This is a genomic window from Agrobacterium sp. 22-214-1, from assembly GCF_053522465.1.
In genome coordinates, this window is the sequence record NZ_JBNWCK010000002.1 from 589,568 (window position 1) to 601,195 (window position 11,628).

The 11,628-nt window shown below is 61.9% G+C and carries 11 protein-coding genes; 9 read left to right on the forward strand and 2 right to left on the reverse strand.

The annotated features are described in order from the left end of the window. Window positions 1–31: 31 nt before the first annotated feature. The 5 genes from ACQZ5G_RS12510 to ACQZ5G_RS12530 all read left to right on the forward strand — a co-directional run bounded on the left by ACQZ5G_RS12510 (window position 32) and on the right by ACQZ5G_RS12530 (window position 5,654). Window positions 32–1,219, forward strand: coding sequence for a M20 aminoacylase family protein (locus ACQZ5G_RS12510; RefSeq protein ID WP_448738137.1), 1,188 nt, complete (start codon window positions 32–34; stop codon window positions 1,217–1,219). Window positions 1,220–1,240: 21 nt separating this feature from the next. Then, window positions 1,241–1,798 (forward strand): GNAT family N-acetyltransferase, encoded by a 558-nt coding sequence (locus tag ACQZ5G_RS12515; protein WP_003524676.1) that lies wholly within the window; start codon window positions 1,241–1,243, stop codon window positions 1,796–1,798. A 13-nt stretch (window positions 1,799–1,811) separates the two neighbouring features. Continuing rightward, window positions 1,812–3,617: an amino acid ABC transporter permease/ATP-binding protein gene (locus ACQZ5G_RS12520; RefSeq protein WP_448738136.1), complete on the forward strand. Its 1,806-nt coding sequence runs from the start codon at window positions 1,812–1,814 to the stop codon at window positions 3,615–3,617. A gap of 23 nt (window positions 3,618–3,640) precedes the next feature. After that, the gene (locus ACQZ5G_RS12525; protein WP_020809915.1) at window positions 3,641–4,579 is read left to right on the forward strand and encodes an ABC transporter substrate-binding protein; all 939 of its coding nucleotides are present in this window, start codon (window positions 3,641–3,643) and stop codon (window positions 4,577–4,579) included. 139 nt (window positions 4,580–4,718) lie between these two features. Beyond that, window positions 4,719–5,654, forward strand: a complete 936-nt coding sequence (locus tag ACQZ5G_RS12530; protein ID WP_448738135.1) for an ABC transporter substrate-binding protein — start codon at window positions 4,719–4,721, stop codon at window positions 5,652–5,654. A gap of 67 nt (window positions 5,655–5,721) precedes the next feature. On the opposite strand, the gene ACQZ5G_RS12535 is transcribed toward ACQZ5G_RS12530, so the two are convergent. Then, on the reverse strand, window positions 5,722–6,645 hold the full coding sequence (locus tag ACQZ5G_RS12535) for a LysR family transcriptional regulator (protein WP_448738134.1): 924 nt from the start codon (window positions 6,643–6,645) through the stop codon (window positions 5,722–5,724). 113 nt (window positions 6,646–6,758) lie between these two features. Between ACQZ5G_RS12535 and ACQZ5G_RS12540 the strand changes: the two genes are divergently transcribed. Genes ACQZ5G_RS12540 through ACQZ5G_RS12550 form a run of 3 tightly spaced genes read left to right on the forward strand, consistent with a single transcriptional unit; the run spans window position 6,759 to window position 9,575 of the window. After that, on the forward strand, window positions 6,759–7,070 hold the full coding sequence (locus ACQZ5G_RS12540; protein ID WP_059753398.1) for a (2Fe-2S)-binding protein: 312 nt from the start codon (window positions 6,759–6,761) through the stop codon (window positions 7,068–7,070). Then, a complete protein-coding gene (locus ACQZ5G_RS12545) occupies window positions 7,049–8,431 on the forward strand; it encodes an FAD-dependent oxidoreductase (protein WP_448738133.1) in 1,383 nt (460 codons plus the stop codon). Before ACQZ5G_RS12540 ends, ACQZ5G_RS12545 begins: the two co-directional genes overlap by 22 nt. After that, window positions 8,424–9,575, forward strand: a complete 1,152-nt coding sequence (locus tag ACQZ5G_RS12550) for an NAD(P)/FAD-dependent oxidoreductase (protein WP_448738132.1) — start codon at window positions 8,424–8,426, stop codon at window positions 9,573–9,575. Before ACQZ5G_RS12545 ends, ACQZ5G_RS12550 begins: the two co-directional genes overlap by 8 nt. Before the next feature lie 7 nt (window positions 9,576–9,582). Here the strand turns inward: ACQZ5G_RS12550 and ACQZ5G_RS12555 are convergent, their stop codons facing one another. Continuing rightward, complete coding sequence (locus ACQZ5G_RS12555; protein ID WP_448738131.1) at window positions 9,583–10,908, reverse strand: NAD(P)/FAD-dependent oxidoreductase; 1,326 nt, start codon at window positions 10,906–10,908, stop codon at window positions 9,583–9,585. Between the two features lie 230 nt (window positions 10,909–11,138). On the opposite strand from ACQZ5G_RS12555, the gene ACQZ5G_RS12560 reads away from it, so the two are divergent. After that, window positions 11,139–11,615 (forward strand): Lrp/AsnC family transcriptional regulator, encoded by a 477-nt coding sequence (locus ACQZ5G_RS12560; protein WP_003506856.1) that lies wholly within the window; start codon window positions 11,139–11,141, stop codon window positions 11,613–11,615. Window positions 11,616–11,628 lie beyond the last annotated feature (13 nt).

Genomic DNA, 11,628 nt, shown 5'->3' on the forward strand with positions numbered 1-11,628 from the left:
GCGCGTAGCGAGCCGCGCAGGAGACAGAACCATGAATATCCGCATTGACGGCGCGCGTCCGCAGGACGACGCCGAACGGGGAATCCTTGCCTTCATCGACGAGAGCATCGCCATCCGGCATGATCTCCACCGGCATCCCGAGCTTTCGCTCAAGGAAAAACGCACCGCGGCGCTCATTGCCCGCTATCTCTTGTCGTTCGGATATGAGGTGACGGAAGGTGTCGGCGGCCACGGCGTTGTCGCCACGTTGAAACGCGGTCATGGCGACAAGCGCGTCGGCATTCGCGCCGATATCGACGCCCTGCCGATTATCGAGGAAACCGGCCTTGCCTATGCCAGCCAGACGCAGGGCGTCATGCATGCCTGCGGTCACGATGGTCATACGACGATCCTGCTTGCCGCTGCCCGGTATCTTGCCGAAACATCGAATTTTTCCGGCACGCTGACGCTGATCTTCCAGCCGGCCGAGGAGATCGGCGCCGGGGCAAGGGCGATGATAAAGGACCGGCTTTTCGAGCGGTTTCCGGTCGATGCGGTCTTCGGGCTGCACAATTGGCCGGGTGTCGACACCGGACATTTCGGCTTCGTCGAAGGCCCTGCCATGGCCTCCGTCGACAAGGCGAAGGTGCGGATCGTCGGCAAGGGCGGGCATGGCGCCGCGCCGCATGAGACGGTCGATCCGGTTCTCGCCTCGGCAAGCTTCGTCACCGCCCTGCAGAGCATCGTTTCGCGCAATGTCGATCCGCGCGAGATGGCGGTGCTGACGGTCGGTTCCATCCATGGCGGAACCGCCTCCAACGTCATTCCCGAAAGCGTCGAGCTTCAGATCACCGCCCGGGCGTTCTCGCCTGCCGTGCGTGACAGGCTGGAGGAGCGGCTTCCGGCGCTGGCCAAAGCGCAGGCCGAGAGCTTCGGCGCGAAGGCCGAGGTCGCCTATTCCCGTGGGTTCCCGCCGGTCATCAATCACACCCCTCAGACGGTCTTCGCCCGGGATGTCGCCAAACGGCATTTCGCCGCCGGGCAAGTCGCCGAAGCCTTCCAGCCGCGCACGGCGAGCGAGGATTTCGCCTTCATGCTGCAGGAGCGGCCCGGTTCCTATCTCTTCGTCGGCAATGGCGACAGCGCGCCGCTGCACAGCCCCCACTATGATTTCAACGACGCGATCATCACGCCGGCAGCACGCTTCTGGGTGCGGCTGGCGGAAGCCTATCTCTCCTGACGCGAAAATTAGGACAAGGACATGAGCGACAGTTTCTTCTACACATCGGTCAAGGATCCGCTCGCAACCCCGCTTCTGGAGGAGTTGCTGTTCGAATATGACAGCCGCTACGGCACGTTCTTCAATGCGGAGGGGGCCAAGGCAGAGCTGAACAAATATCCGCCGGAAGCCTTCAGCCCGCCATCGGGTAATTTCCTGCTGCTCCTGCGTGACGGCAAAGCGATCGCCGGCGGCGCCTTCATGCGCTACGACGACGAAACGGCGGAATTCAAGCGGGTCTGGACCCATTCCGCCCATCGCCGGCAAGGGCTTGCGAAAATCGTGCTCCGGGAACTGGAGCAGCAGGCGATCCGACAGGGTTATGCCCGCGTTTATTTGACCACCGGCTTCCGTCAGCCGGAAGCGGTCGGTCTTTATCTCACCAATGGTTATCGCGCTTTGTTCGATACCGCGGCCGATCCCGAGACGATCCGGTCGTTGCCCTTCGAAAAATGGCTGTCCGAACCCGCACCCGTCTCGGTTCCGGGAGGAGCGCCGATAGCGACTGTCCGGCCGCAACCCTCTTCCGCCCATCCGTGAAAGGCTTTTTCCGATGACGATGGCCTCTGATTTTCCGCATCTCGCCGTGGGCGACAAGAAGAGTGAACCGATCACGGCCGGTTACTCCCATTTCCGCATCGTTCCGGCCCGCTACCCGCTGCGGACGGTGGGCACGGTTTTCTCCGTCCTCATCATTGCCGCCGTCGTGCATTCCGTTTTCGGCAACCCGCGCTGGGGCTGGGATGTGTTTGCCGAATGGTTCTTCGCCGAACCGGTGCTGGTCGGTCTCGGCCGGACGCTGCTCCTGACCGCGCTCGGTGCATTGTTTGGTTTTGTGTTGGGAACCCTGCTGGCGCTTGCCCGTGTTTCCCGTTCGCCGCTGCTGGTCGCTGTCTCCTGGACCTATATCTGGATTTTTCGCTCCATCCCGCTGATCGTGCTTTTGCTGATCCTCAATAATCTCGGCTATCTCTATGAAACCGTGACAATCGGTGTGCCCTATACCGGCATCAATTTCTTCAGCTGGAATACGACACAGCTGATGACGCCCTTTGCGGCGGCCGTTTTGGGGCTGACGCTCAATCAGGCCGCTTTCGCCTCCGAAATCGTTCGCGGCGGAATCCTTTCAGTCGATCAGGGGCAGCTCGAAGCCGCCGCCGCGCTCGGCCTTCCGCGCAGGCGGCAGGCGTCCCGCATCGTCCTGCCGCAGGCGATGCGCTCTATCCTGCCCACGGCCTTCAACGATATTATCGGCCTCGCCAAGGGCACGTCGCAGGTCTATATCCTCGCGCTGCCGGAACTGTTCTATACGATCCAGATCATCTATCGCCGCAATCTGGAAGTGATCCCGCTGCTGATGGTCGCCACCGTCTGGTATCTGGTGATCCTGACTGCGCTTTCCATCGTTCAGCACCACATCGAACGGCACTTCTCGCGCGGCGCGTTGCGCAATCCGCCGCCCTCGCTGCTTGCCACGCTCTATCGCACATTCCTGCCGCGCAAGCCTTTGCCGGAAGCGGTGGAGACGCCAGCGCCCGCCATTGAAAGACCTGAACGACCGGCCGCCGCCAGGACGGGAAGTTTCCAGCTCGGCAATCGTGGCGGTTCGGTCAATATCCACGGCGTTTCCAAGTCCTTCGGAACACTGAAGGTGCTGGACGATGTCACGCTCTCCATTCCGGCAGGCAGCGTCACCACCATTCTCGGCCAGTCCGGCTCCGGCAAGTCCACCTTGCTGCGCTCCATCAACCATCTGGAGCGTGTCGACGACGGCTTCATCGCCATCGACGGTGAACTGGTCGGCTATCGTCAGAAGGGCGACACGCTTTATGAATTGAAGGAACGGGAAATCCTCAAGCGCCGCGTCGAAGTGGGCATGGTGTTCCAGAGCTTCAACCTGTTCCCGCATCTGACGGCACTTGAGAACATCGCCGAAGCGCCGGTCGTGGTTCGCGGCATATCGAAAGAACAGGCGGAAGCCGAGGCGCGCGATCTTCTGGCCCGCGTCGGTCTGGCCGAAAAGGCAGGCGCTTATCCCCGCCAGCTTTCCGGCGGGCAGCAGCAGCGTGTGGCGATTGCCCGGGCCTTAGCGCTGCGGCCGAAGGTGCTGCTCTTCGACGAGCCGACATCCGCGCTCGACCCGGAGCTGGTCAATGAGGTGCTGGATGTCATCAAGGAGCTGTCCCGCTCCGGCGTCACCCTCATCATCGTCACCCACGAAATCGGCTTTGCCCGCGAAGTCTCCGACAGGGTCGTCTTCATGGAACAGGGCCGCATTCTCGAAACGGGCACGCCGGAGAAAGTGTTCAACAAGCCGGACCACCCGCGCACGGCCGAATTTCTCGCAAAAGTTCTCTAATCAACAACAAAGGAAACACTCACATGGCTTTTTCATCGAAATTATTGTCCCTGCTTGCCGGCGGTCTTTTCACCGCCACCGCTGCGCTCATCCCGGCCGCGCATGCGCAGGAGGTTGACCTGTCGCCTGAACAGAAGGGGCGGGTGCGCGCCGAAAAGGTGGAAGAGGCAATCAAGCTTCTGCCCGCCGGCCACAAGTTCATTGCCGATGGAAAGCTGACGGTCGCGACCGTTCCCTTCCGCCTGCCGCTGGTGGATTATGCGAGCGACACGAAAACGCCGATCGGCGTGGAGCCGGATATCGCCCAGCTGGTCGCCGACAGCCTTGGCCTCGAGCTGCAGCTTGTGCCTATTGCCTGGGCGGACTGGCCGCTCGGTCTTGCATCCGGCAAATATGACGCCGTTACTTCCAACATCACGGTGACGGAAGCCCGCAAGGAAAAGTTCGATTTTTCCAGCTACCGCAACGATCTGCTGGGATTTTATGTCGGCAATAACAGCAAGGTCACATCCATCGGCAAGCCGGAGGATGTCGCAGGGTTAAAGGTCATCGTCGGGGCCGCCACCAATCAGGAGCAGATCCTGCTGAAATGGATCAAGGACAACAAGGCGAAGGGGCTGGCCGATACCGAGGTGCAATATTACGACGATCAGGCCGTGCTTGACGTCGCCCTGCAATCCGGCCGTGCGGATGCCTATCTCGGCCCCAACGCGACCTCTGCCTTCCAGGCGGCAAGCCAGAAGAAGACGAAGCTTGTCGGCACCTTCTCCGGCGGCTGGCCGGAAGCGGCCGAGATCGCCGTCGCTTCGAAAAAGGACGCAGGCATAGCGGAGGCCATCACCGCCGCGCTGAACGCCCAGATCAAGAACGGCAATTACGGCAAGGTTCTCGCCCGCTGGAATCTCGGTTCCGAAGCCATCACCGAATCCCGCACCAATCCGCCCGGTCTGCCCAAGAGCTGAGGCCAGATCTTCCAAAGGCTGAGTTGCCAAAAGCTGAGTTGAAGGTGGGACATCACTCAGCCGGTAGCGCGGGCATCCTCCCGTCCGCGCTACCTCCGTCCCACAGTCATTCTATCGGGCATTCTATCGGGAAACCACAATGACCTTCACCTCTCGTCTTACCACGGCCACGCTCGGCGCCTTTCTCTCCATCGCCGGTCTTGGGTCGGCTTTCGCAACCGATGTCTTCGACCTGTCGCCGGATCAGCCCGGCCGCATCCGGGTTGAGAAAGACCCCGGCGCAATTGCCGCCGTTCCGAAGGATTTCAAATTCGTCACACCGGGCAAACTCACCGTCGCGGTCGCACCCGGCGGACCGCCGCTGGCAACCTATGCGACGGATGCAAAAACGGTGGTCGGTGCAGATCCCGATTATGCGCTTGCGGTGGCCGACAGCCTCGGCTTGGAGCTGGAACTGGTGGCGGTTGCCTGGGCGGACTGGCCGCTGGGGCTTGCCTCCGGCAAATACGATGCGGTGATCTCGAATGTGGGCGTTACCGAGCAGCGCAAGGAGAAGTTCGATTTCTCCACCTATCGTCAGGGCCTGCACGGATTTTTCGTCAAGGCAGACAGCGGCATAACCGCCATCCACGAGCCGAAGGACGCGGCCGGCCTGAGGATCATCGTCGGCGCCGGCACCAATCAGGAGCGTATTATGCTGAAATGGAGCGACGAAAACGTCGCCGCCGGATTGAAGCCGATCGAGCTGCAATATTACGATGATGAAGCGACCCGGCTTGTGGCGCTTTCAGCGGGGCGGGCGGATGTGATCGTTCAGCCGCATGCGCAGCTGGTCTTCATCGCCGCGCGTGACAAGACCATCAAGCGTGTCGGGACCCTTTCCGCCGGCTGGCCGGAGCGTTCCGATGTCGCCATCACTACCCGCAAGGGATCGGGACTGGCCGATGCGCTGACGCTTGCCACCAACGACCTGATCAAGAGCGGCGCTTACGCGAAGATTCTGGATCGCTGGCAGCTATCGGAAGAAGCCCTGCCGGAATCGCGGACCAACCCGCCCGGCCTGCCGAAAAGCTGATCGTTCTAACACATGCGGCGGACTGCAATACCCGCAGGCTCAGGCCTTGCGGGTATTGTTTTATCCGTCAATTCTGCGCGGGAAGGGCGCGAAAGAGCTCTCGCAATTCACCGACGAAGGGTTTGAAGAAACGCGAGAGCGGCCGGGCCGTGTTGGTGGAAACGGCGACATTCATCGTTACTTCAGGCATGAACGGGCGCACCGTCACCCCCTCGAACCTGTTCCAGCGCACCAGGCCGTCGACAAGGGCGATGCCGATGCCGCCGCGCACCAGCGGTACCGCGCCAACGGATGAGGTGACCTGCACCGAGACATCCCGTATAAGCCCATCGCGTTCGAAGACCTCGTTCAGCTGCGGGCCGATCTCGTCCGCATGGTTGCCATAGGAAATCAGCGGTCTACCGGCGAGGTCGCGGGGCGTCACCGTCATCATTTCGGCCAGGGCATCATCATGCCGCATCACCGCCACGACCGGTACGGAGGCGAGGATTTCGCTGCGCACCGTCGGCGCCTGAATGGTGGAGAGCGTTACCGCAAAATCGATGTCGCCCAGCAGCAATTGTTCGGCAATCTCTTTTTTGGGCAGGGCGTTGAGGTGGATTTTGACGGTCGGATGCGCCTGCCGGAAGGCAAGCAGCGCCTCGGGCAGCACGGAATAGGTGACCGGCAGGCTGGCGCCGATGCGCAGAAGGCCAAGCTTGCGCTCGCCGATGGTGCGCGTCAGCTTTTTCAGAACTTCAAGTTCGCGAAAAACCCGGTCGGCATCCTCATAGATCAGATGTGCTTCCATCGTCGGCACCAACCGCCCGCCGATGCGCTCGAACAGCTTGTAACCCAGCTGGCTTTCCAGATGATGCAGCACCTTGCTGACGCCGGGCTGGGAAACGGCAAGCGAATTGGCCGCCGCCGTCACGGAACCGTCGCGCATGATGGCGCGGAAAATTTCAAGCTGTCGGGCGTTCATGGAAACCTCCGGCGTCATCTCTTCCATAACCCAAGGTTCTGTTCAAGCGACCATTTGCGATTGGCGGCAAACCTTCTGCCGTGGAAATCTGTGAGGGTGCAGGAGAGGTGCCTGCGAAGGTTTCGGGAAAGGAAACGCGAATGCTGGCCAGATTCAGGCGCATCGCCGAAGAGCGACGCGCGGCTTGCCCTGTTCTGATCGACGGCATGCCGGTCGAGGCGCTGGAGGGAGACACAGTGCTGACGGCGCTGATGCTTTCGCGCGGATTTGCCCGTTTGTCCGAGTTCGCCGATGGCGAGCGGGCGGGGTTCTGTCTGATGGGCGCCTGTCAGGATTGCTGGGTCTGGACGGGTGAAGGTGAGCGGCTGCGCGCCTGCTCCACCGCCGTACTCCCGGGCATGGATATCAGAACCGAGGTTCCGGAGGGGTTATGGCAGATTTGCGCGTCGTGATCGTGGGCGCCGGCCCCGCCGGTACGCGTGCCGCCGAGGCGTTGGTGCGGACGGGGCTCCGCCCCGTCGTCATCGATGAGGGAGATCGCAGCGGCGGCCAGATCTATCGCCGCCAGCCGCAAAATTTCCGGCGTTCCTATGCGGCCCTTTACGGCACGGAAGCGGACAAGGCGAAGGCTCTGCACGAGGCATTCGACGGGCTTTCGGACCATATCGATTACCGCCCGCAGACCCTGGCATGGGCAATCCGCGACAATCGCATTCATATTCAGCGCGCCGAGACATCCGAAGCTCTCAATTTCGATGCCCTCATCATCGCATCGGGTGCGACCGACCGCATCATGCCTTTGCCGGGCTGGACGAGACCGGGATGTTTTTCGCTTGGCGCCGCGCAGATATCCCTGAAGGCGCAGGCCTGCGCGATAGGGCGTCGCGTGGTTTTCATGGGCACCGGGCCGCTGCTTTATCTCGTTGCCTGTCAATATATGAAGGCAGGCGCGGCCCCCGTGGCGGTGTTGGATACCACACCGTTTTCCACGCAGATCAAGGGTCTGCCGGGGATGATCACGCGGCCGTCGCAGCTCCTCAAGGGCATGCGGCTCGTTGGAGCCTTGCTGGCCGGCGGGGTAAGGATCGAGCGAGGCATTGTGCCGATAGAGATTATCGGTGACGCCGAGAGCGGCGTGACCGGCATTCGCTACCGGGATGCGTCCGGTGAGGAAAAACGCCTCGCCTGCGATGCGGTCGGTATGGGTTATCATCTGCGGGCGGAAAGCCAGCTTGCCGATCTTGCCGGTTGCCGCTTCTCCTTTCATCCGCCGATCCGGCAATGGTTGCCGGATGTGGACGATATGGGACGCAGTTCGGTGCCGAATGTCTATCTGGCGGGCGACGGCGTGCGGATTCTCGGTGCAGATGGTGCGGAAGCCTCCGGCCGGCTTGCCGCCTTCGCGCTTCTTGAGGATCAGGGTTTGAAGCCATCCCGCGCGGAGATCGGCTGCTGTCAGAAGCAATTGAAAGCTGCGAGGCGCTTTGCGCAGGGAATGGCGCGGGCCTTCCCCTGGCCGCATCTGTTGGCGCAGGCGCTTGCCGACGACACGATCATCTGCCGCTGCGAGGTGGTAACGGCGGGCGAGTTACGCGCAAGCGTCACCGGGAAGGGCGCAACGGAGGTCAATCGCTCGAAAGCTTTCTCACGGGCCGGCATGGGCCGGTGCCAGGGGCGGTTTTGCGGGCAGGCGGGACAGGAGATTGTCGCCGCCGCCTCTGGCCTGCCGGTGGAATCGGCGGGACGGCTGCGCGGGCAGGCGCCAGTAAAACCGCTGCCACTGGCGATTGTGAGGGGAGACGATGATGCGTAACGCGCTTGCGGAGGCGGATGTCATTATTGTCGGCGGCGGCATTGTCGGAACCGCCACGGCGTTTTTCCTGCGGCAACGGGGCGTCAGCGTCATTCTGCTGGAGCGTTTCCTTGTCGGTCAGCAGGCGAGCGGCACCAATTTCGGCAATGTCCGCCGTCAGGGCCGTTACCTCGGGCAGCTTCCGCTCGCCAACAGATCGCGGGATATCTGGAGCCGCATCCCGCAACTGACCGGTGCGGATGTGGAATTCATGCCCGTCGGCCATATCCGGTTTCTCTGGGCGGAAGAACAGATATCCACGGTCGAGAAATACCGCGACGATGCCGCGCAATATGGTCTGGAACTGCATATCCTCCCGCGCGAGGTCATCCGGCAGAAATTTCCCTTCATCGGACCGGAAGCGGTTGCCGGATCATGGTCGCCGCATGACGGTCACGCCAATCCGCGCCTCGTCGCGCCCGCCTTTGCCCGTGCGGCGCGGCGGGATGGCGCAAGGATCGTGGAAAATTGCGAGGTTCTGGCCATCGAAAAGGCCGGTGAGGATTTCCGGGTGACGACGGCGGAAGGGGATTATCGCGCGCCCGTGGTGCTGGTCGCCAGCGGTGCATGGGGCGGCGGGTTTGCCGGCACTTTGGGGGAAGCGGTGCCGCTGGAAGTGGCCGGCCCGCAAATGGGCGTGACGGAACCTTTGCCATGGTTCATTCACCCGGTCGTTGGCGTCTCCACCAAAATTCCCGGCGAAGTGATCTATATGCGGCAAATCCCGCGCGGAAATGTCATTTTCGGTGGGGTGAAACGATGCGCCGCCGCGCTGGACGAACGCCGGGCGAAATACGATCCCGCCGGGCTCGATGCCCAGTTGCGGCAGCTTCTGCGGCTGGCACCCGCTTTGCGCCATGCCCGGCTGATCCGTACCTGGTCCGGCGTGGAAGGCTATATGGCCGACGATCTGCCGGTCATAGGAGACAGTGCCGCAACCTCCGGCCTTTATTACGCCTTTGGCTTCAGCGGCCACGGTTTTCAGATCGGCCCGGGTGTCGGCGACGTGATGGCGGAGCTGATAGCGACCGGAAAGACCACGACGCCGATTGCGGATTTTCACATCGGCCGTTTTCGCCGCGGTGAGCCTGTCGCATCCCATTAAGGGAGGGTTAGAAATCCGCGACCTTGCCCCAGGACGAATTCAGGAAACGGCTGGGGTGATAGGGGGCGGCATCGACGATCGGGTTCGAGCCCGTCACGATATCGGCGATCAGATGGCCGGCGCCCGGCCCTATGCCGAAACCGTGGCCGCTGAAACCGGCGGCGAGAATGAAGCCGGGCAATTCGCTGGTTTCGCCGATTGCGGGCACGCCATCGGGCGTGCTGTCGATGAAACCGGCCCAGGCGGCGGAAATCTGCGTTTTGCCGAGGGCGGGCAGAAGCTCCAGCGCTCTTCTATGGGTCTCGCGGATGGCGGCGGTATTGGGTTTCGGATCGAGAATACGAACCCGTTCCATCGGTGTCGGCGCATCGAGCCGCCAGCGTTTCAGCGTCTCATGGCCGCCGCGAATGCCTTCCAGCCCGCCCGGCCGCAGGCTTCGCCAGCGCTTGAGGAACATCGGGATGAACTCACGGGCAAACCGCATCTGCTGTGCCGTCGGGTCGATGCGTCCCAGCCCGCTGATGGCGAGCGTGTAGCCGCCGTCTTTTCTCTTCGTTGCCGAAACGGCGGCGGTGTGCAGCGCATCCGGCAGCCCTTCCGCACCCGGGGTGACGGAGAGGATGGAAGAGCGGACGGAGGCCTGCGGGAAACGAATGCCGAGCTGCCGGCAAAAGGACGACGCCCAGGCCCCGCCGGACATGATGGCGGTTTTGGTGAGGATCGTGCCTTTTTCGGTGACGACGGCGCTGACCCGGCCGCCTTCCGTCTCAAGCCCGCGTGCGGCGCAATTCTGATGCACCGTGCCGCCCAGCTTGATGATGGCGCGCGCCACTGCGGGCGCCGCCATGGAAGGATCGGCCGTGCCGTCCGTCGGCGAAAACACGCCGCCCTTCCAGCGCTTTCCCGTGGATCGGCCACGTTCGCTCGCCTCATCGGCGCTCAGCATATGGGTCGTCACGCCTGCGGTAATGGCAAAGTCGCGCCAGCGCGCCCAGCCGGCAAGTTCGGCCTCATTGTCGCTCAGGTAAAACAGCCCGCAGCGGCGAAAACCCGTGTCCTCGCCGCTCTCTGCGCCAAACTCTTCCCAGAGCGCCAGGCTCTTGGTGGAAATCGGCAATTCGCGGGCGTCGCGGTTCTGCTGGCGGCACCAGCCCCAGTTGCGGCTGGATTGCTCGGCCCCGATCAGGCCTTTCTCGACCAGCGCCACTTTCAGGCCGCGCCGGGCGAGATAATAGGCGGCGAAGACACCGACGATGCCGCCGCCGATAATGACGGCGTCTGCGGATATGGGCAGTTCCGGCGATGTCGTGATCTGTTGCAGCGGGGCGGGCATGGTCGGACTCCTTGTATTCGTCCTAATTTACCTCAGCCGGCGTGTAAACGCTGCCAGACTGGGCCTCTTGCCGGAATCTCCTGCTGTTGGGCGAGGCCTCTGCAACTCTTTATGCTGCATCAAAAAAATATCCCCACGTCGACAGGGCTCGCCCATGTGGTAAGATTTCCTTTGCCGCGCCAGAATTTTATGCCGCGTGTTCAAAAAACAAAAAAGGGGTTCCGCACGTGATGAAACTTGACCGGATCGATATCAAGATCCTCTACGAATTGCAGAAAAACGGTCGCATCACCAATGTCGAGCTGGCGGAGCTTGTCAATCTGTCGCCAAGCCCCTGCCTGATGCGGGTGAAGAAGCTGCAGGCGGAAGGTTATATCGAGGGTTATTCGGCGCAGATCAACATCAACAAGCTCGGCCAGACGCTGACGGTGTTTACGGAAATCACGCTCAAGAACCATCGCCAGATCGATTTCGCCCGCTTCCTCGGCGTTGTCGAAAAGATCGACCAGGTGGTGGAATGCCACCTTGTTTCGGGCGGTTACGATTACCTGCTGAAATTCGTCACCTCTGGCATCGTCGAATATCAGTCGATCATGGAGCGGCTGACCGATATGGATGTGGGCATCGACAAATATTTCAGCTTCGTGGTGCTGAAATCGCCGATCATCAAATCGCATATGCCGCTGACCAGCCTGTTTCCGCTGTGAGGTCTGAGAAAAC

What these genes read in the sequence shown, in the direction of transcription:
- ACQZ5G_RS12510 (WP_448738137.1), top strand. Translation starts at nt 32, where the DNA reads ATGAATATCCGCATTGACGGCGCGCGTCCGCAGGACGACGCCGAACGG.
- ACQZ5G_RS12515 (WP_003524676.1), top strand. Translation starts at nt 1,241, where the DNA reads ATGAGCGACAGTTTCTTCTACACATCGGTCAAGGATCCGCTCGCAACC.
- ACQZ5G_RS12520 (WP_448738136.1), top strand. Translation starts at nt 1,812, where the DNA reads ATGACGATGGCCTCTGATTTTCCGCATCTCGCCGTGGGCGACAAGAAG.
- ACQZ5G_RS12525 (WP_020809915.1), top strand. Translation starts at nt 3,641, where the DNA reads ATGGCTTTTTCATCGAAATTATTGTCCCTGCTTGCCGGCGGTCTTTTC.
- ACQZ5G_RS12530 (WP_448738135.1), top strand. Translation starts at nt 4,719, where the DNA reads ATGACCTTCACCTCTCGTCTTACCACGGCCACGCTCGGCGCCTTTCTC.
- ACQZ5G_RS12535 (WP_448738134.1), bottom strand. Translation starts at nt 6,645, where the DNA reads ATGGAAGAGATGACGCCGGAGGTTTCCATGAACGCCCGACAGCTTGAA.
- ACQZ5G_RS12540 (WP_059753398.1), top strand. Translation starts at nt 6,759, where the DNA reads ATGCTGGCCAGATTCAGGCGCATCGCCGAAGAGCGACGCGCGGCTTGC.
- ACQZ5G_RS12545 (WP_448738133.1), top strand. Translation starts at nt 7,049, where the DNA reads ATGGCAGATTTGCGCGTCGTGATCGTGGGCGCCGGCCCCGCCGGTACG.
- ACQZ5G_RS12550 (WP_448738132.1), top strand. Translation starts at nt 8,424, where the DNA reads ATGCGTAACGCGCTTGCGGAGGCGGATGTCATTATTGTCGGCGGCGGC.
- ACQZ5G_RS12555 (WP_448738131.1), bottom strand. Translation starts at nt 10,908, where the DNA reads ATGCCCGCCCCGCTGCAACAGATCACGACATCGCCGGAACTGCCCATA.
- ACQZ5G_RS12560 (WP_003506856.1), top strand. Translation starts at nt 11,139, where the DNA reads ATGAAACTTGACCGGATCGATATCAAGATCCTCTACGAATTGCAGAAA.